General features: G+C 72.6%; 20 protein-coding genes and 1 pseudogene. 11 read left to right on the top strand and 10 right to left on the bottom strand.

What is annotated here, in order from left to right; genetic code table 11:
• The first annotated feature begins 55 nt into the window (after positions 1-55).
• Complete coding sequence (locus ACERUJ_RS17830) at positions 56-583, top strand: hypothetical protein (protein ID WP_370250232.1); 528 nt, start codon at positions 56-58, stop codon at positions 581-583.
• Positions 584-689: 106 nt separating this feature from the next.
• Complete coding sequence (locus ACERUJ_RS17825) at positions 690-1,100, top strand: TM2 domain-containing protein (protein WP_370250231.1); 411 nt, start codon at positions 690-692, stop codon at positions 1,098-1,100.
• 23 nt (positions 1,101-1,123) lie between these two features.
• Here the strand turns inward: ACERUJ_RS17825 and gnd are convergent, their stop codons facing one another.
• The 3 genes from gnd to dnaA all read right to left on the bottom strand — a co-directional run bounded on the left by gnd (position 1,124) and on the right by dnaA (position 5,098).
• A complete protein-coding gene (gene gnd, locus ACERUJ_RS17820) occupies positions 1,124-2,005 on the bottom strand; it encodes a phosphogluconate dehydrogenase (NAD(+)-dependent, decarboxylating) (RefSeq protein ID WP_370250229.1) in 882 nt (293 codons plus the stop codon).
• Between the two features lie 56 nt (positions 2,006-2,061).
• Positions 2,062-3,201, bottom strand: a complete 1,140-nt coding sequence (dnaN, locus tag ACERUJ_RS17815) for a DNA polymerase III subunit beta (RefSeq protein WP_370250228.1) — start codon at positions 3,199-3,201, stop codon at positions 2,062-2,064.
• 385 nt (positions 3,202-3,586) lie between these two features.
• Entirely contained in the window at positions 3,587-5,098 is a 1,512-nt protein-coding gene (dnaA, locus tag ACERUJ_RS17810; RefSeq protein ID WP_370250227.1) for a chromosomal replication initiator protein DnaA, read from the bottom strand.
• Positions 5,099-5,581: 483 nt separating this feature from the next.
• On the opposite strand from dnaA, the gene rpmH reads away from it, so the two are divergent.
• The 8 genes from rpmH to ACERUJ_RS17770 all read left to right on the top strand — a co-directional run bounded on the left by rpmH (position 5,582) and on the right by ACERUJ_RS17770 (position 10,564).
• Positions 5,582-5,719, top strand: a complete 138-nt coding sequence (gene rpmH, locus ACERUJ_RS17805; protein ID WP_370250226.1) for a 50S ribosomal protein L34 — start codon at positions 5,582-5,584, stop codon at positions 5,717-5,719.
• Positions 5,720-5,746: 27 nt separating this feature from the next.
• Positions 5,747-6,091 carry a ribonuclease P protein component gene (gene rnpA, locus ACERUJ_RS17800; RefSeq protein WP_370250224.1) on the top strand — a complete coding sequence of 115 codons (345 nt, stop codon included), beginning with the start codon at positions 5,747-5,749 and terminating at the stop codon, positions 6,089-6,091.
• Positions 6,088-6,351, top strand: a complete 264-nt coding sequence (yidD, locus tag ACERUJ_RS17795; protein ID WP_370250223.1) for a membrane protein insertion efficiency factor YidD — start codon at positions 6,088-6,090, stop codon at positions 6,349-6,351. Before rnpA ends, yidD begins: the two co-directional genes overlap by 4 nt.
• A gap of 36 nt (positions 6,352-6,387) precedes the next feature.
• Positions 6,388-7,341: a membrane protein insertase YidC gene (gene yidC, locus ACERUJ_RS17790; RefSeq protein ID WP_370250414.1), complete on the top strand. Its 954-nt coding sequence runs from the start codon at positions 6,388-6,390 to the stop codon at positions 7,339-7,341.
• Entirely contained in the window at positions 7,338-7,823 is a 486-nt protein-coding gene (locus ACERUJ_RS17785; protein ID WP_370250222.1) for a protein jag, read from the top strand. Before yidC ends, ACERUJ_RS17785 begins: the two co-directional genes overlap by 4 nt.
• An 8-nt stretch (positions 7,824-7,831) precedes the next feature.
• Complete coding sequence (gene rsmG / locus ACERUJ_RS17780) at positions 7,832-8,521, top strand: 16S rRNA (guanine(527)-N(7))-methyltransferase RsmG (RefSeq protein WP_370250221.1); 690 nt, start codon at positions 7,832-7,834, stop codon at positions 8,519-8,521.
• Between the two features lie 124 nt (positions 8,522-8,645).
• The gene (locus ACERUJ_RS17775; RefSeq protein ID WP_370250220.1) at positions 8,646-9,602 is read left to right on the top strand and encodes a ParA family protein; all 957 of its coding nucleotides are present in this window, start codon (positions 8,646-8,648) and stop codon (positions 9,600-9,602) included.
• The gene (locus tag ACERUJ_RS17770; RefSeq protein ID WP_370250218.1) at positions 9,599-10,564 is read left to right on the top strand and encodes a ParB/RepB/Spo0J family partition protein; all 966 of its coding nucleotides are present in this window, start codon (positions 9,599-9,601) and stop codon (positions 10,562-10,564) included. The genes ACERUJ_RS17775 and ACERUJ_RS17770 overlap by 4 nt, the downstream gene beginning before the upstream one ends.
• Positions 10,565-10,759: 195 nt before the next feature.
• Here the strand turns inward: ACERUJ_RS17770 and ACERUJ_RS17765 are convergent, their stop codons facing one another.
• Entirely contained in the window at positions 10,760-11,530 is a 771-nt protein-coding gene (locus tag ACERUJ_RS17765; protein WP_370250217.1) for a lysophospholipid acyltransferase family protein, read from the bottom strand.
• A gap of 43 nt (positions 11,531-11,573) precedes the next feature.
• A complete protein-coding gene (locus ACERUJ_RS17760; RefSeq protein WP_370250216.1) occupies positions 11,574-12,788 on the bottom strand; it encodes a pyridoxal phosphate-dependent aminotransferase in 1,215 nt (404 codons plus the stop codon).
• Positions 12,789-12,871: 83 nt separating this feature from the next.
• Between ACERUJ_RS17760 and ACERUJ_RS17755 the strand changes: the two genes are divergently transcribed.
• On the top strand, positions 12,872-13,633 hold the full coding sequence (locus ACERUJ_RS17755) for a GNAT family N-acetyltransferase (RefSeq protein WP_370250215.1): 762 nt from the start codon (positions 12,872-12,874) through the stop codon (positions 13,631-13,633).
• On the opposite strand, the gene trxA is transcribed toward ACERUJ_RS17755, so the two are convergent.
• The 5 genes and pseudogenes from trxA to ACERUJ_RS17730 all read right to left on the bottom strand — a co-directional run.
• Positions 13,546-13,872, bottom strand: a complete 327-nt coding sequence (trxA, locus tag ACERUJ_RS17750) for a thioredoxin (RefSeq protein WP_370250214.1) — start codon at positions 13,870-13,872, stop codon at positions 13,546-13,548. The genes ACERUJ_RS17755 and trxA overlap by 88 nt on opposite strands.
• Positions 13,873-14,012: 140 nt before the next feature.
• Complete coding sequence (gene trxB, locus ACERUJ_RS17745) at positions 14,013-14,966, bottom strand: thioredoxin-disulfide reductase (RefSeq protein ID WP_370250213.1); 954 nt, start codon at positions 14,964-14,966, stop codon at positions 14,013-14,015.
• 188 nt (positions 14,967-15,154) lie between these two features.
• On the bottom strand, positions 15,155-15,985 hold the full coding sequence (locus ACERUJ_RS17740) for a hypothetical protein (RefSeq protein ID WP_370037590.1): 831 nt from the start codon (positions 15,983-15,985) through the stop codon (positions 15,155-15,157).
• A gap of 64 nt (positions 15,986-16,049) precedes the next feature.
• The gene (sigM, locus tag ACERUJ_RS17735; RefSeq protein ID WP_370074720.1) at positions 16,050-16,766 is read right to left on the bottom strand and encodes an RNA polymerase sigma factor SigM; all 717 of its coding nucleotides are present in this window, start codon (positions 16,764-16,766) and stop codon (positions 16,050-16,052) included.
• Positions 16,763-17,685, bottom strand: a pseudogene (locus ACERUJ_RS17730) (hypothetical protein); the annotation flags it as partial. The pseudogene ACERUJ_RS17730 and the gene sigM, both read right to left, overlap by 4 nt.

Here is a 17,685-nt window from a genome sequence, read left to right as displayed (position 1 = left end):
CGACGGGCCGCACGAGCCACGCCGCGCCGGGGCCGACGCCGCCTACGATGCCGTCATGGTCGATTTCGACAAGTCCCGGGGCGACGACGCGTCGCAGCCACATCCTCCCACGCCTCCCGCCGGTGGCGGGCCGGTGCCGCCGCCGCCCGGTGCTCCCGGGGCTTCCGGTGCCGCGCCGTACGGTGCGCCGCCCACGCCGGGCTACGGCACGCCGCCGCCGGCGGGCTACCCCGGCGCCCCGGCCCCGGGGTACGGCGCGGCGCCGGGCCCGTACGGCGTCATCGACTACGGCGTCGACCCGGTCAGCGGCCTGCCCTACTCGGACAAGCAGAAGCTCACCGCGGGCCTGCTGCAGCTGCTGCTCTCGCTGGTCGGCATCCCCGGCGTCGGTCGGCTCTACATGGGCCGCAACGACCTGGGGCTGATCCAGCTGATCGGCGCGCTCGTGAGCCTGCCGCTGATGTGCGTCCTGGTGGGCTTCTTCACCTACCCCGCGTTCGTCGTATGGGGCGTCGTCGACGGCATCCTCATCCTCACCGGCTCCCAGCACCGCGACGGCCAGGGCCGCGTCCTGCGGCCCTGAGTCCCGACCCTGCGGCGCCCGTCGCCCCGGCCTCGTGCCCGGGGGACGGGCGCCGTCGTCGTCGCGGGCCCTGCCGTCGCGCGGGAGCACGCCCTACGCTGCGGCCATGACGCACTTCCCGACCAGCGCACCGGGTCCGTACGGGTCGCCGATGTCCGGCGAGTTCTACCTCGTCGCCCTGGGCCAGTCGCAGGGCCCGTACCCGATCGAGCACCTGGCGCGGATGGCGTTGGACGGCGTCCTGCGCTCCGACGCCCCGGTGCAGGTGGCCCCCGGTGCGCCGGTGTTCCCGGCCCGGGACATCCCCGGGCTGTTCTCGAACCGCGAGTACCTCGTGGCGATCCTGCTCGCGTGGTTCGTGGGCATCTTCGGGGTGGACCGGTTCTACCTCGGCCACACCGGCCTGGGCGTGGCCAAGCTGCTCACCTGCGGGGGCGTGGGGGTCTGGGCGCTGATCGACCTGATCCTCATCATCATGCGCAAGGTCACCGACGTCGACGGGCGACCGCTGCGCTGACCTCCGTCAGGGCCCGGGTGGGCTCAGGCGTCCTTGGCCTTCACCGCGTGCCCGCCGAACTGGTTGCGCATGGCCGCGATCGCCTTCATCGCCGGGCTGTCGTCCTGGCGGGAGGTGAAGCGGGCGAACAGCGAGGCGGCGATGACGTGCATCGGCACGGCGTGGTCGATGGCGGCCTGCACCGTCCAGCGGCCCTCGCCGGAGTCGTCGGCGTAGCCCGCCAGCGCGTCGAGGTGGGGGTCCTCGCCGAGCGCGTCGACGAGCAGGTCCAGCAGCCAGGACCGCACGACGGTGCCGGTGCGCCAGGAGTCGAAGACGGCCGGCACGTCCTCCACGAGGTCGACGGTCTCGAGCAGCTCCCAGCCCTCGGCGTAGGCCTGCATCATCGCGTACTCGATGCCGTTGTGGACCATCTTGGCGAAGTGCCCCGCGCCGGGCCTGGAGCCGGCGTGCACGAATCCGCCGTCGGCGGGCTTGAGGACGTCGAAGGCGGGCTGCACGAGCGCGACGTGCTCGGGCGCACCGCCGCACATCAGGGCGTAGCCGTTCTGGCGGCCCCACACACCGCCGGACACGCCGCAGTCGACGAACCCGATGCCGCGCTCGGCCAGCAGCGCGGCGTTCTCGGCGTCGTCGGTCCACTTGGAGTTGCCGCCGTCGACGACGAGGTCGCCCTCGCTGAGCAGGTCGGCGAGCTCCGCGACCGTGCTGCGCGTCGGGTCGCCGGCCGGCACCATGACCCACACCACGCGGGGCGCGGGCAGCGCCTCGACCAGCTCGGCCAGCGAGCCGACGTCGGCCAGGGAGGCGTCGCGGTCGTAGCCGACGACCGTCACCCCGCCCTCGCGCAGCCGCTGGCGCATGTTGCCGCCCATCTTGCCGAGTCCGACGAGTCCGAGGTGCATGGCTTCCTCCACAGGGGGCGAGCGGGCGGTCGAGCGGGGACGGGGCGGCGGGCCGACTAGGAGAGCAGGCGCCGCGGCATCAGCAGGTAGCGGAACCCGGTGTCGATCGCGCCGTCGTCGCCGAGGCCGCTGATCACCACCGGCTTGCTGGCCTGGGTGAAGGCCAGCTCGATGGTGTCCTGGTCGAGTGCGGTGAGGCCGTCGAGCAGGAACTGCGGGTTGAAGCCGGTCGTGAGGTCCTCGCCCTCGATGTCGGCCGCGATCGACTCCGAGGCCTGCGCCTCCTCGCCGCTGCCGGCGTCGAGGGTGAGGACGCCGTCGGCGAAGGCGAGCTGCACGGCGGTGTTGCGCTCGGCCACCAACGAGACGCGCTTGACCGACTCGATCAGCGAGGCCTTCTCGACCCGCGCGGTGGTGAGCTTCTCGTTCGGGAACAGGCTGCGGACCTTGGGGAACTCACCGTCGAGCAGCCGGGTGGTGGTGCGGCGGATGCCGCCCGGGCCGGTGCCCTCGAAGCCGATGATGCCCTCGCCGCTGCCGGTGGCGGCGAGGGCGATGGTCACCTCGGGGCCGACGGTGAGCGACTTGGCGGTGTCGGAGAGCACCTTGGCGGGCACCAGCGCGGCGAGCGAGGCGTCGGGCTGGGCCGGGCTCCACGTGATCTCGCGGTGGCTGAGCCGGAAGCGGTCGGTGGCCAGGAGCGCGATCGTGTCGCCCTCGATCTCGATGCGCACACCGGTGAGCACCGGCAGCATGTCGTCGCGACCCGCGGCCGTGACCGCCTGGGCGACGGCGTGGGCGAACAGGTCGCTCGGCACCGTGCCGCTGGAGGGCGGCAGGTCGGGGATCGAGGGGTAGTCGTGCACCGGCATCGTCTGGAGGCTGAACCGCGCCGACCCGCAGGTGAGGGAGATCCGGGCGCCGTCGAGCACGACGTCGACCGGCTTGGCGGGCAGCGCCCGGCAGATGTCGGCGAGCAGTCGGCCGCTGACCAGCACGGTGCCCTCGTCGCTGACGTCGGCGGTGAGCGTGGCGCGCGCGGAGGTCTCGTAGTCGAACGTGGACAGCACCAGCCCGGCGTCGCCGGCCTCGATCAGCAGCCCGGCGAGCACCGGAGCGCTCGGGCGCACCGGCAGGCTGCGGGCAGCCCAGGCGACGGCATCGGCGAACAGATCGCGATCGACTCGGAACTTCAACGTGGGACCTCGGTCGGACGGGGCCGTGTGGCGCGCAGGACGGCAGGACGGACGGGACTGGCATCCTGCCACGCCCGCCCGTCCGTCCACAGGGGGAGGGCCGGGTGGAGTTCGGAGGATCTCGGCATCACCGGAGACTCGTCGTAGTCATAGGTGGTGTGGGAACTGTGGACGAGCAGCGTCGTCGCAGGTCAGCGGCCGGATCGGTGTCCACAGGGGCTGTGGGCGGATCGGTGCGGACCACAGGTCCGGCTGTGGGCGAGCCACGGAGCCGGGGACGACGACGCGGTGCGTCCCCAGATCCTCCCCGTGTAGTTCGGGGCATCGCACCCCGGTTCTCCACAGCCCGTGCGGCCCCTCGTGCTCGGCGCCGGGCCCGTGGGACTCAGCCCTGACGGGCCTGCAGCTTGACGCGGTTGGTGAGCTCGGTGACCTGGTTGAACACCGCGCGGCGCTCGGCGAGCAGCTGGTTGATCTTGCGGTCGGCGTACATGACCGTCGTGTGGTCGCGGTTGCCGAACTCGGCGCCGATCTTGGGCAGGGAGAGGTCGGTGAGCTCGCGGCACAGGTACATGGCGATCTGGCGCGCCATCACGAGGTGCCGGCCGCGGCTGGGACCGGTGAGCTCCTCGATCGAGAGCCCGAAGTAGGCCGCGGTCTGGGCGATGATCAGCGACGCGGTGATCTCCGGCTCCCCGCCCTCGGGGATCAGGTCGCGCAGCACGACCTCGGCCACGCTCATGTCGACCTCCTGCCGGTTGAGGGCGGCGAAGGCGGTGACCCGGATCAGGGCCCCCTCGAGCTCGCGGATGTTGGTCTGGATCTTCGAGCCGATGAACTCCAGCACGTCCGGCGGTGCGGTGAGCCGGTCCATGGCCGCCTTCTTGCGCAGGATCGCGATCCTGGTCTCGAGGTCGGGCGGCTGCACGTCGGTGATCAGGCCCCACTCGAAGCGCGAGCGGAGCCGGTCCTCCAGCGCCTCGAGCCGCTTGGGGGCCCGGTCGGAGGTCAGCACGATCTGCTTGTTCGCGGTGTGGAGGGTGTTGAAGGTGTGGAAGAACTCCTCCTGGGTCTGGGTCTTGCCCTCCAGGAACTGCACGTCGTCGATCAGCAGCACGTCGACGTCGCGGTACTTGCGCTTGAAGCGGTCGGTGCGGTCGTCGCGGATCGCGTTGATGAACTCGTTGGTGAACTCCTCCGAGGAGACGTAGCGCACCTTCGCCCCGGAGTAGAGGCTGCGGACGTAGTGGCCGATCGCGTGCAGCAGGTGGGTCTTGCCCAGCCCGGAGTCGCCCCAGACCAGGAGCGGGTTGTACGCGCGACCCGGGGCCTCGGCGACCGCCACGGCCGCCGCGTGCGGGAAGCGGTTGGAGGAGCCGATGACGAAGGTCTCGAAGGTGTACTTGGGGTTGAGCCGGGTCTCGAGCGCGGATCCGCCGGCGCTCGAGACCGCGGACGCGCTCGACGCACCGGTGGGCGCGGTGCCGGCGAGGCCCGGCGCGGCGGGGGCGGTGCGCGGGGCGTCGTCGTCGGGCACCACGCGCAGTGCCGGGGCGGCGGCGTGCGGATCGGCGACGGGTCGGGGCGGCTCGACGCCCTCGCCGGTCTCGGCCTCGGTCTCCAGGCCGGGATCGACCGTGACGGCGAGCTGGATCTCGCAGCGGTACTGCTGGGAGAGCAGCTCCTCGACCTGGCTGCGCAAGCGGCCCTCGAGCTGGCTGCGCGTGAAGTTGTTGGGCACGGCGATGATCGCCGTGGTCTCGTGCAGGGTGACCGGCGAGCTCGAGCGCAGCCAGGCCTGCTGGTTGGGCTGGAGCTCCGCGAGGATCCGATGCCACACCTCGGCCAGGCCCGGTCGCTCCGGACGCTCCGAGGCGTCGGCGTCGGCGTCGCTCACGTGTCATCCCTGCTGTCGTCGGGCCGGCCGGGGGGCCGCGGGTCGGTCAGTACGTCCACAGTTTTATCCACAGGCTGTGGAACAGCGGTCGCCGGGTCGTCGCGACGTCGTGGCCGGCACGTCCGATCACGTCATCGCTGCAGGTCAGCGTCGGTCTCGGCGATCCGCCCGGGCATCGTGGTGGCCCCGCCCCGCGGCGGGGACCCCTCGCGGAGTCCGCCGTGGGACCGCGAGAACGTAACGCCCGGATGTGCACAGGATCAACCCGTCATCCACAGGCCGGGGCGAGGGGTGCGCGGGGCCGCGGGCGGGGGTCGCGTCGGTTTGACCCCCTCGCGTGCGCCCGCGTACCGTGAGCCGGTCATCCGGCATTCGACAGGTGCCTCACGCCCACGGACCAGCGCCGTGGTTGCGCGGTCCTGCCGAGCGCCGCTCGCCGGCCCCGTCCGGCGCTTCCCGATCGCACACCCGTGAGGACCACCCGTGAGCAAGCGCACCTACCAGCCGAACAACCGTCGTCGCCACAAGGTGCACGGCTTCCGGCTGCGCATGCGGACCCGTGCCGGCCGCGCCATCCTGGCCAACCGCCGTCGCAAGGGCCGCAAGGACCTGGCCGTCTGAGACCGGTCGCACCGCGATCCGACGCCGGTGCTCCCCCGGACCCATCGACTGACCGACCCCGCCGAGTTCCGTGAGGTGACCCGGCGGGGCCGTCGTCTTGTCGGGGGATCGGTGGTCCTGCACGTCCTGGCCGACGGTTCCCAGGCCCCGACTACGGTCGGGTTCGTGGTCGGCAAGCGCGTCGGGGGCTCGGTCGTGCGCCATCGGGTGCAGCGACGGCTCCGTCATGCCGCGCGCGCCTGGGTCGCCGCACGACCCACCGGGGTCCGCGTCGTCGTCCGGGCGCTGCCCGGGGCCGAGGGCGACGGCGTCGTCGCCGACGCACACGCGGCCTGGTCACGGTTCGCCCCGGCGCCGGCGGGCACGCCGTGAAGTACCTGCTCATCGGCCTGTTGCGGGCCTACCGGTTCGCGATCTCGCCGCTGTACGGCGACGTGTGCCGCTACTGGCCGACCTGTTCGGCCTACGCCCTGGAGGCCGTCCAGGTGCACGGGAGCCTGCGCGGCTCCTGGTTGGCGGGTCGGCGCCTGCTGCGCTGCCACCCGTGGGCCCCGGGCGGGGTCGACAAGGTCCCGCCCCCTCGAACCCGACGCCGCACCGACGCGGCGCATCTGCACTCCCAAGGAGCCTGAACCGTGGACGTCTTCGGTGCGATCGGCAGCTTCATCATGACGCCGCTGTACTACGCCATCTCGGCGATCATGCTCGGCTGGCACTGGCTGTTCACCACCCTCGGCCTCGACGAGCGCGGCGGCACCGCCTGGGCGCTGTCGATCATCGGCCTGACGCTGGTGATCCGGATGCTGCTGATCCCGCTGTTCGTCAAGCAGATCAAGTCCCAGCGCAACATGCAGCTGATCCAGCCCAAGGTGCGCGAGCTGCAGAAGAAGTACGGCCACGACCGGCAGAAGCTGGGCGAGGAGACGATGAAGCTGTACCGGGAGAACGGCACCAACCCGTTCGCCTCGTGCCTGCCGCTCCTGCTGCAGATGCCGATCTTCTTCGCCCTCTTCCGCCTGCTCGACCAGGCGGCGAAGAGCGGCAAGGCCCACGGCTTCCTCAACGAGGAGCTGGCCCAGAACTTCGGTGAGTCCGCGATCGGTGGCACGATCCGGCTGGCCGGGACGTTCCTCAACCCCGAGGGCAGCAACGCCGTCCGGATCGTGGCGATCATCCTGGTCATCGCGATGACCGCGACGACGTTCACCACCCAGCGCCAGCTGATGAGCAAGAACATGCCGGCCGACGCCCTCCAGGGCCCCTACGCGCGTCAGCAGAAGCTGCTGCTCTACGTCCTCCCGGTCGTCTTCGGCCTGGGCGGTGTGGCGTTCCCGATCGGTGTGCTCCTGTACTGGACGACGTCGAACCTGTGGACGATGGGCCAGCAGTTCTACGTGATCCGCAACAACCCGGCCCCCGGCACGCCCGCGTTCGCGGCGAAGTCCAAGCGTGACCGTGAGAAGGCCCTGGCCCGCGGCGAGGAGGTGGAGGACGAGGTGACCCTGGAGAAGGAGGCGCCGCGTCCCGCCGCCCGCCAGCAGCCGAAGCGACAGACCAAGGCCGAGCGTCAGCGTGCTGCCGGTGCTCGCCAGAACCAGAAGAAGCAGGGAGGCGGCCGATGACCGCGGAGTCCACCAGCACCGACCGGGTGCAGCAGCTCGAGGCCGAGGGCGACATCGCCGCGGACTACCTCGAGGAGCTGCTCGACATCGCCGACCTCGACGGCGACCTCGACATGGACGTGGAGGGTGACCGGGCGGCGGTCTCGATCGTGGGCGCCGACCTGCAGCAGCTGGTCGGTCGTGACGGCGAGGTTCTCGAGGCGCTGCAGGAGCTCACCCGGCTCGCGGTCTACCGCGAGACCGGGGAGCGCTCGCGCCTGATGCTCGACATCTCGGGCTTCCGGGCCGACAAGCGGACCCGCCTGGAGAAGGTGGCGGCCGACGCCGTCGCGCAGGTGCGGGAGTCCGGTGCGCCGCTGTCGCTCGAGCCGATGTCTCCCTTCGAGCGCAAGGTCGTGCACGACGCTGTCGCCGCCGCCGGGCTGGCGTCGGAGTCGGAGGGCGTCGAGCCCCGCCGCTTCGTCGTGGTGCTGCCGAGCTGAGGCCACCCGTGGGCGATGTTTCACGTGAAACACCCCCTGCGCCGTCCGCGGCGCAGGGGGTGTTTGCTGACCGCCTCCCCCGGGCGGAGCGGTACGCGGACCTCCTCGTGACGGTGGGTGTGGAGCGCGGGTTGATCGGCCCGCGGGAGCATGACCGCATCTGGGAGCGCCACATCCTCAACTCGGCGGCCTTCGCCTCCTTGCCGGCCGACGGTGTCCGCGTCGGTGACATCGGCTCGGGTGCCGGCCTGCCCGGGATCCCGCTCGCGCTGGCGCGGCCGGACCTGGAGGTCGTGCTCATCGAGCCGCTCCTGCGGCGTGCGACCTTCCTCCAGGAGGTCGTCGCCGAGCTCGGCCTGGATCGGGTCTCGGTGATCCGGGCGCGCGCCGAGGAGATCCTGGGCGTCGAGGACTTCGACGTCGTCACCTCCCGTGCGGTCGCGCCGCTGGACCGGCTGGCGGGATGGTCGTTGCCGCTGGTGGTCGTGGGCGGCGAGATGCTCGCGCTCAAGGGTGACCGGGCGGCGGACGAGGTGGCGGAGCACGGTGGTGTGCTGCGGCGTCTGGGTGGAGGCCGGCCGGAGGTCGTCGCGGTCGGTGGTGCCGACGGCGTCCCGGAGACGGCCGTCGTGCGCGTCGTCAAAGTCGCCAAGGGCAAGGCCGGATCGGTACGCTCCCGGTCTCCCCGGAGAACGTGACGGATCGGCGTCCCCCACAAGTTTTCCCCAGGTGGAGCCCGCTCGCTGAGCGGGACTGTCCACAGATTCGGGTCCTTCATCCCCAGGCAGGGGACGGAGTGTTTCACGTGAAACGGAGCAGTTGATGAGTGCTGGAGATGTGCCGACCGCGGGTGACCTCGCTGCGTGGGACGACCGGCTCGACCACGAGGCGACCCCGCTGGCGCGGGCGGCCCAGTACAGCGTGATCGCACGGCAGGACGTCGGCCGACGTCCTGCGGCGCCGCGCCCCTCGCGCACCCGCGTCTTCGTCGTCGCCAACCAGAAGGGCGGGGTCGGCAAGACCACCACCACGGTGAACGTCGGTGCCGCCCTGGCGCAGATGGGGCAGCGGGTGCTCGTGATCGACCTCGACCCGCAGGGCAACGCCTCCACCGCCCTCGGTGTCGAGCACCGCCGTGGGGTGCCCTCGACCTACGACGTCCTGGTGGACGGCATGCCGCTGGTGGACGTGGTCCGGCCCTGCCCCGACCTGGAGTCCCTGTGGGTCGTCCCGGCCACGATCGACCTGGCCGGCGCGGAGATCGAGCTGGTCAGTGTCGTCGCCCGCGAGACCCGCCTGCGCAAGGCGATCCAGGCGCACCCCCTCGTGGGCGACGCCGAGACCGCGGGGGAGGAGCGCTTCGACTACGTGCTCGTGGACTGCCCGCCCTCCCTCGGCCTGCTCACGCTCAACGCCCTCGCCGGGGGTGACGAGATGATGATCCCGATCCAGGCGGAGTACTACGCCCTGGAGGGCCTGGCGCAGCTGCTGGAGACCGTCGAGATGGTGCGCCTCAACCTCAACCCCGGCCTCGCGGTCACCACCGTGCTGCTGACGATGTACGACGCCCGGACCCGGCTCTCGGCCGGCGTCGCGGAGGAGGTGCGCGCCCACTTCGCCACCGACGTCGTGCTCAAGACCAACATCCCGCGCTCGGTGCGCGTCTCCGAGGCGCCGTCGTACAGCCAGACCGTGATGACCTACGACCCCGGCTCCCCCGGAGCGCTCAGCTACTTCGAGGCCGCCCGGGAGATCGCGACCAAGGGAGGACAGCGATGAGTGGGCCCGCCAAGCGCGGCCTCGGGCGGGGACTGGGATCGCTGATCCCCACCGCGCCCGTCGAGAGCACCGGCGACCCGGCGGCCGCGGGGTCGTCCGCACCCGCGGCCCCCGCCTCCGTCGCGGCGGGGGAGGGCGGCACCGGGACGTCGCTGGCGCCGGTCGACGGCGCGTACTTCGCCGAGCTGCCGATCGGCCAGATCGTGCCCAACGCCGTGCAGCCGCGCCAGGTGTTCGACGAGGAGGCGCTCGCCGAGCTGGTGCACTCCATCCGCGAGGTCGGCCTGCTGCAGCCGATCGTCGTGCGAGCGCGCGGTCCGGAGTCGTACGAGCTCATCATGGGCGAACGGCGGTGGCGCGCCTCCCAGGAGGCGGGCCTGACGGCGATCCCCGCGATCGTGCGTCAGACCGAGGACGTCGACATGCTGCGCGACGCCCTGCTCGAGAACCTCCACCGCAGTCAGCTGAACCCGCTGGAGGAGGCGTCCGCGTACGCACAGCTGCTCGAGGACTTCGGCTGCACCCACGACGAGCTCGCCCAGCGGATCGGTCGCAGCCGGCCCCAGATCAGCAACACCCTGCGCCTGTTGCGGCTCACGCCCGCCGTGCAGCGCCGAGTGGCCGCCGGGGTGCTGTCGGCCGGTCACGCGCGCGCACTGCTCGCCATCGAGGACCCCGACCTGCAGGACCGCCTCGCCCAGCGCGTGATCGCCGAGGGCATCAGCGTGCGCGGGCTCGAGGAGATCGTCGCGGTGGGGGAGCCGGGCCGCGCCGCCCGCCAGGTGCGCCGCAAGCCGGTGGCCCCCGGTCTTGCCGAGCTCGCCGACCGTCTCGGCGACCGCTTCGAGACCCGCGTCAAGGTGGACCTCGGTCAGCGCAAGGGCAAGATCACCGTCGAGTTCGCGTCGCTGGACGACCTGCGGCGCATCGTCGCGCTCATGGACCCCGACAAGACCGACTGAACGGGCTCGCTCCGCCGGTCCGCCCCACGTGGGCCGAGCGTCGTCGTCACCAGCAATCGGCAGCCGGCTCGGCCGGAATCACCTGCCGAATGCTTGGTGCGACGTTCCACCGTGCCCACCCGCACTGCGGTGAGGGCGGTCCGGTGTACGCTCGCCCGGTCTATTTATCGACAAAGAGACTTATTGCTTGGTAGATTAAGATTCCTGGGCGCGCTTGGCAGCCCGCTTCGCCGCGCGCTCGCGCTTCTCCTCGGCGTCGAGGCGCTCCGCCTCCTCGGGCGTGGGGGCCGAGCCGCCGTGGGCCGCGGGGAGCCACCAGGAGCCGGGGGGCTGCTCGGCGGCGGGGTAGGAGCGGATCGTCTCCTCCAACATCGCCGCCATGCGCTCGCGCAGCTCGGTGGTCTCCGCGACGGGATCGGCGCCGGTGGGGTGCATCGGTGCTCCGACCCGCACCGCGATGGTCTTGCCGCGCGAGAAGTCGCGGGGGTGGCCCTTGGTCATCATCCGCTGGGTGCCCCACAGGATCACCGGGACCAGCGGCACGCCGGCCTCGGCGGCGATCCGCACCGCGCCGGTCTTGAACTCCTTGAGCTCGAAGCTGCGCGAGATCGTGGCCTCGGGGAAGATCCCGACGGCCTCGCCCGCCTTGAGGTACTCCAGCGCCACCTCCAGGGACCGGTTGCCGTCGGCCCGGTCGACCTCGATGTGGTGCAGCGAGCGCATCAGCGGACCGGTGTAGCGGTGGTCGAAGAGCTCGCGCTTGGCCATGAAACGCACCTTGCGGCCCGAGGGGTTGGCGGCCAGTCCGCCGTAGATGAAGTCGACGTAGCCGATGTGGTTGACCGCGAGCAGCACGCCGCCCGAGCGGGGCACGTGCTCGGTGCCCTCCATCTGGAACCGCTGCCCCAGCGCGCGGAAGGCGAGCTTGGCGGTGACGATGATGGGCGGGTAGGTGATGTCGCGCACGTGCCGGATCCTACGGCGCGGCCCCCCGGCCCGGGCGACCTCCTCAGCGCCTGGTCGCGAGGAAGTCGGCGATCCGGCCGATCGCCTCCTCCAGCACCGTGACGTCGGGCAGCGTGACGAGCCGGAAGTGGTCGGGCTCGAACCAGTTGAAGCCGGTGCCGTGGGTGACCAGGATCTTCTTGGCCCGCAACAGGTCGAGCACGAACTCCTGGTCGTCCTCGATGGGGTAAACCGCGGGGTCCAGCCGCGGGAAGCAGTACAGCGCACCGCTGGGGCGCACCGAGCTGACGCCGGGGATCTCGTTGAGCAGCCGGTCGGCGAGCATCGCCTGCTCGTAGAACCGGCCGCCCGGGACGATCAGCTCCTCGATCGACTGGTAGCCGCCGAGCGCGGTCTGGATGGCGTGCTGGGCCGGCACGTTGGCGCACATCCGCATGTTCGCGATCAGCGTCAGCCCCTCGATGAAGTCGACGGCGCGCTCCTTGGGCCCGGAGATCATCACCCAGCCGGCGCGGTAGCCGCACACGCGGTAGGCCTTCGAGAGCCCGCTGAAGGTCAGGCACAGCACGTCGTCGCCGGCCGCGGTGGCCGCGTGGTGGTGCACGGCGTCGTCGAAGAGGATCTTCTCGTAGATCTCGTCGGCGAACACGACGAGGTCGTGGCGACGGGCGATGTCGACCAGCCCGGCCACGATCTCCTTGCTGTACACCGCGCCGGTGGGGTTGTTGGGGTTGATGATCACCAGGCCGTGGGTGTGCTCGGTGATCTTGGACTCGATGTCGGCCAGATCGGGGTTCCAGCCGTTCTCCTCGTCGCACCGGTAGTGCACCGGGGTGCCGCCGGAGAGCGTGACCGCACCGGTCCACAGCGGGTCGTCGGGGGCGGGCACGAGGATCTCGTTGCCGTCGTCGAGGAAGGCCTGCAGCACCATCGAGATGAGCTCGGAGACGCCGTTGCCGATGAACACGTCGTCCACGGCGGTGTCGCGCAGCCCCCGGCCCTGGTAGTACTGCGCCACGGCGGTGCGGGCGGAGAAGATGCCGCGGGAGTCGCTGTAGCCCTGCGCCTCGGCGAGGTGGTGCTTGACGTCGGCGAGGATCGCCTCGGGCGCCTCGAAGCCGAAGGGCGCGGGGTTGCCGATGTTGAGCTTGAGGATCCGGTGACCCTCGGCCTCCAGCCGCTGAGCCTCCACCAGGATCGGACCCCGCACGTCGTAGCGGACGTCGTTCAGCTTGCGGCTCTGTCGGATCTGTCGCACCGGTCCATCCTCGCAGGTCACCCGCGGCGTGCGCCTCCGAGTTCCCCGGTGGGACGTGGGACCCGGGTGGCAGACTCGAACGCGTGAGCCGACGGGTGGTGCCGATGACCCGGGAGCACCACGCCGCGCTGGCCGGCGTCGAGCTCAGTGGGACGGCGGCGGTCCCCTGCCTGACCTGCCACACCTGGCAGGAGCGGCCCGGGGTCGCGGTGGCCGCCGCCACGACGTGGGCCTGGATCGAGGCGGTCCGGCGGGAGTGGGACGAGTGCGCGTACGTCGCGCTGGAGGACGACCGGCCGGTGGGCCTCGTGCTCGTCCTCGCCCCGCACCTGGCGCCGGGGGCGGCCGCCCGTCCGACGGCACCGGTGTCGCCGGACGCCCTGCGGCTCGCCGCGCTGCGGGTCGTGCCCGACGCCCGGGGCCACGGTGTGGGCCGGCTGCTCGTGCGGGCGGCGCTGCGCACCCTGGTCGACCGCGACGGCGTGCGTGCCCTGGAGGCGTTCGGCACGACGATCGGCTCGCCGTGCCTGATCCCGGCCGACTACCTGCGACGCCAGGGCTTCCACGTGCAGCGCCCCCACCCCTCGACCCCGCGGCTGCGGCTCGACCTCCGGGCGGCGGTGTCCTGGCGCGAGGAGCTGGGCGCGGCGGTGGACCGGGTGGTCGAGGTGGTGCGGCCCCGACGCGAACCGGGCGCCCCGACGGTGCGGGACGCCCGGTGGCGTGGAGCGGAGCGGGTCGCGACGACCCGGGGGGATCAGCCCACGAACTCCTCGAGGTCGCGCAGCAGCGCGGCCTTCGGCTTCGCGCCGACGATCGAGCGGACGACCTCGCCGCCCTGGTAGACGTTGATCGTCGGGATGCCGGTGACCCGGTAGGTCGAGGGCGTCACGGGGTTCTCGTCGACGTTCATCTTGAGGAACGTCAGCTTCTCGCCGTGCTCGCCCGCGAGCTCCTCCAGGATCGGGGCGACCTGGCGGCACGGGCCGCACCACTCGGCCCAGAAGTCCACGAGGACGGGCTTGTCGGACTTCAGGACAGTGGCGTCGAACTCGGCGTCGGTGACGGCAGCGATGTTGCCCACGGTGGTGCCTTTCGGATCGGTGGTGCGACTCTGCGTGAGTCGGATGTCAGGAGAACAACCGCGCATCGCGGCTTGTTCCCGGGGACGACCCGCCGGGGTGTGGCGGGCCGTCGTGGTGCAGGTCCGGGCCTCAGCGGGCCTCAGCGGGCCGCGGCGGCCAGCTGGTCGAGCTCGGCGATGTAGCGCTCGGCGTCGAGCGCGGCCGCACAGCCGGTGCCGGCGGCGGTGATGGCCTGGCGGTAGTGGTGGTCGACCAGGTCGCCGCAGGCGAACACGCCGGGCAGGTTGGTGCGCGTCGAGGGGTGGTCGACGACGACGTAGCCGTCGGCGTCGAGGTCCACCTGGCCGGCGAGCAGCTCCGAGCGCGGGTCGTGGCCGATCGCGATGAACAGGCCGGTGGCCGGCAGCGAGGAGGTCTCACCGGTGACGGTGTCGCGCAGGGTGAGCCCCTCGAGTCGGTCCTCGCCGTGGATCTGGTCCACCGCGGAGTTCCAGACGATCTCCAGCTTCGGGTCGGCGAAGGCCCGCTCCTGCATGATCTTGGAGGCCCGCAGCTCGTCGCGGCGCACGATCATCGAGACCTTCGAGGCGAAGCGGGTGAGGAAGGTGGCCTCCTCGACGGCGGAGTCGCCGCCGCCCACCACCGCGATGTGCTGCTCGCGGAAGAAGAAGCCGTCGCAGGTCGCGCACCACGACACGCCGCGCCCGGACAGCTCGTCCTCGCGGGGCAGGTCGAGCTTGCGGTAGCCCGAGCCGGTCGCGAGGATCACCGACCGCGCCGTGTAGGTGTCGGTGGCGGTGCGGACGACCTTGAGGTCGCCGGTGAGGTCGACCTCGACGACGTCGTCGGCCACCAGCTCGGCGCCGAAGCGCTCGGCCTGGGCGCGCATCTCGTCCATCAGCGCCGGGCCCATGATGCCGTCGCGGAAGCCCGGGAAGTTCTCGACCTCGGTGGTGTTCATCAGCGCGCCGCCGGCGGTCACGGAGCCCTCGAAGACCAGCGGCTCGAGGCTGGCCCGGGCGGCGTAGACGGCGGCGGTGTACCCGGAGGGTCCTGAGCCGATGATGATCACGTTGCGGATGCTGTCGGACATGGGTGTCCTGCTCTCCTCGCCTCGGTGGCAGACGGTGGGCGACCGGTCGGCCGCACGGGGGTGGAACCGATCGTAGGCGAGCGGCATTCCTTCCCCGGGCGCAGTGCGGTCGGGCTCACCCCCGTTCACCGGGTGGACACCTGCTGCCGGCGACCGGCAGGCGACGGGCCGGCGCCGGCAGGCGGCGCTCAGCGGCCGGGGAGGGTGACAGAGCGCAGGACCTCGCCGGTGCCGCACTGCACCAGGTCGGCGACCTGGGCGTCCCCGGTGGCGGGACGGAAGACCAGCACCGCGGGGGAGCGCTCGTAGAGGACCGCGACAGGGGTGCCAGGACCCCAGTCGGCCGGGGCGCAGCCCTGCCAGGCGCGCTGCACCCGCGGCGCGGCGCGGCGCAGGGAGGTGGTGTCCTGGGGGGCGACCTCGGCGTCGCCGCCGATCACCAGGCGCTGGATGCGGGTCGCGGCCCGGGTGAAGCGCTCCTCGCGGACGTCGGCCAGCCTGCCGCGGAGGACCACGAGGTCCTCCAGCGCGGAGAAGTCGGAGACGGCACCGTCCGAGAGCATCTCGGCGCCTGCGGCCAGCTCCTCGTCGAGCCCCTCGTCCAGCTGGTCGTCGATCTCCCCGCCGCCGGTGGCGTCGAGGTCCTCGCCGGAGGCTCGGCCCTCGGACCGGTCGGCGGACTCGGCGCTGTCGTCGCTGGCGGCCGTGTCGGACTCGGCCATGAGGGAGTCCTCGCCGGCGCTGCTGCCGACGACCTGCCCCAGGCCGACGCCGACCACGGCGACGGCGGCAGCCGCGGCGAGCATCGTCGCGGCGGTACGACGACGGCGCGCGGCCAGCGCGTAGACCTCGGCCTTGCGCGCACGGGGCCCGGTCAGCTCGGGGTCACCCGCCTCCAGACGGGCCAGGACGCCGTCGAGGTGCTCGGCCACGTCGTCGGGGACCCGCTCGTCGTGGCGTGAGCGCGCCAGCAGCCGGCGCAGGCGCGCCTCCTGCTCGGGGCTCAGGTGCTCGGCCACGACGGCTCCTCGTTCCTGGTGGTCGTCTTCGGGGCTGGTGCTGGCGGTACGTGTCGGTGGGGGATCAGGTCTGCGGGGTGGGCGGCCCGCGTGCGTCCGTGGGTCCGACGTCCGGCTCCGCCGAGGGGTTCCGTGACCGGGCGTGTCCCCGCTCACCCGCCTCGATGTCCGCCAACAAGGGTGCCAGCACGGTGGCCAGGCGCGCCCGCCCGCGTGAGCACCGCGACTTCACGGTGCCGACGGCGCAGCCGAGGATCACGGCGGCCTCGGCGACGGGGTAGCCCTCCATGTCGACCAGCACCAGCGCCGCACGCTGGTCCGCGGGCAGCGCCGCGAGCGCACCCAGCACCAGTCGCCGCTCGTCGGCCCGGACCGCGGCCGCGTCGGGCTGCTCGGGTGCGGCCGCCTCCCTCGGGCCGGCCAGCCGAGCGCCGTACTCCTCGAGGTCCTCGGGCAGCGGTTGGGCACGTCGGACCTTGGCCGCGCGGAGGCGGTCGAGGCAGGCGTTGACGACGACGCGGTGCAGCCAGGTCGTCACCGCCGCATCGCCGCGGAAGGAGCCGGCGCGGCGGTAGGCCGCGATCATGCCGTCCTGAAGACCGTCGGCGGCGTCCTCGGGGTTGCCGGTGGTGCGCAGCGCGACGGCCCACAGCCGGTCGCGGTGGCGGCGGAAGAGCTCGGCGAAGGCGCCGTCGCGTCCCTCGACGTGCGCCGCGAGCAGCGCGCGGTCCTCGAGGGCGGACCAGTCCGTGGGGGCCTCCGGCCCGGTGGAGGTGCTCATCCGCGCGGGACCACCTCGGCGACCTCGCTGCGGAACCCGTCGGGGACCGTGGGCAGCGAGGTGATCCACACGACGAGGTAGCGGCCCGACGCGGGCTCGTCGAGCACGACCGTCTCCTCCGAGGCGGCGGAGACGGTGGCGGCGGGGGACAGCCCCTGCTCGGAGGGTACGCCGGTGGGCGCCTCGTCGACGACGTACAGCTCGAGGTCCGTGGGCGACCCCACCAGGCGCAGCGCCACCTCGGCGACGCTGCGGGCCTCACCGAGGTCGAGCACCAGCCCGACGCCGTCCTTGAGCCCGCCCGGACCGAAGTCCTGCTTGTAGGTCGAGGTGCGCCACGCCGTGGCGGGGTCGCCGTCGACGACCAGACCGGTGAGCTCGGGGTACTCCCCGCCGTCGCTGCCCTGCGGGTCGAGGTCGCTCACCGACGCGACGTCGAGCGGGCCGACCTCGGCGGGGGCGGAGGCGGTGGCCGAGGGTGACTCCTCCTCCGGGACGGTCCCGAGGGGGGTGCGGCCGCGTCCGAGGTTGAAGGCGACGGTCACGGCGACGAGGACGACGAGGGCGGCGAGCAGGATCGCGGCCACCCGGAACGAGCTGCGACCGGGGACCTCCTCCTCCACGACCGGCCCGGTGCCGGTGGGCCACCCGGTGTCGACCCAGCCGCCGCCGGCACCCCCGCCGGCACCGCCGGTGCGGGAGCCGGCCTCGGTGTCCCACGGCCAGTACTGCTGGGAGTCCCTGCCGGGATCGGGCTGCCGGCTGCGGCGCACCGGGGCGCCCTCGGGAGGGTCGGGGGCGAAGAGGGGTCGGGCGGGCGGCTCCTCGAAGGGCGGGGGCGGCGCGGGGGCCGCGTCGTCCCCGGCGACCAGGACGCCCGGCATCTCGGCCTGGGTGACCTCGCCGGTGCTCTCGCCCG

The sequence above is a fragment of the Nocardioides sp. genome, from assembly GCF_964228225.1.
Taxonomy (GTDB): domain Bacteria; phylum Actinomycetota; class Actinomycetes; order Propionibacteriales; family Nocardioidaceae; genus Nocardioides.
This window is presented reverse-complemented; position numbering and strand designations above follow the sequence as displayed.

Bases quoted from the DNA above. Each gene is read 5' to 3' on its own strand.
- ACERUJ_RS17830 (WP_370250232.1), top strand. From the start codon at position 56: ATGGTCGATTTCGACAAGTCCCGGGGCGACGACGCGTCGCAGCCACAT.
- ACERUJ_RS17825 (WP_370250231.1), top strand. From the start codon at position 690: ATGACGCACTTCCCGACCAGCGCACCGGGTCCGTACGGGTCGCCGATG.
- gnd (WP_370250229.1), bottom strand. From the start codon at position 2,005: ATGCACCTCGGACTCGTCGGACTCGGCAAGATGGGCGGCAACATGCGC.
- yidC (WP_370250414.1), top strand. From the start codon at position 6,388: ATGACGCCGCTGTACTACGCCATCTCGGCGATCATGCTCGGCTGGCAC.
- ACERUJ_RS17785 (WP_370250222.1), top strand. From the start codon at position 7,338: ATGACCGCGGAGTCCACCAGCACCGACCGGGTGCAGCAGCTCGAGGCC.
- ACERUJ_RS17775 (WP_370250220.1), top strand. From the start codon at position 8,646: ATGAGTGCTGGAGATGTGCCGACCGCGGGTGACCTCGCTGCGTGGGAC.
- ACERUJ_RS17770 (WP_370250218.1), top strand. From the start codon at position 9,599: ATGAGTGGGCCCGCCAAGCGCGGCCTCGGGCGGGGACTGGGATCGCTG.
- trxB (WP_370250213.1), bottom strand. From the start codon at position 14,966: ATGTCCGACAGCATCCGCAACGTGATCATCATCGGCTCAGGACCCTCC.
- sigM (WP_370074720.1), bottom strand. From the start codon at position 16,766: ATGAGCACCTCCACCGGGCCGGAGGCCCCCACGGACTGGTCCGCCCTC.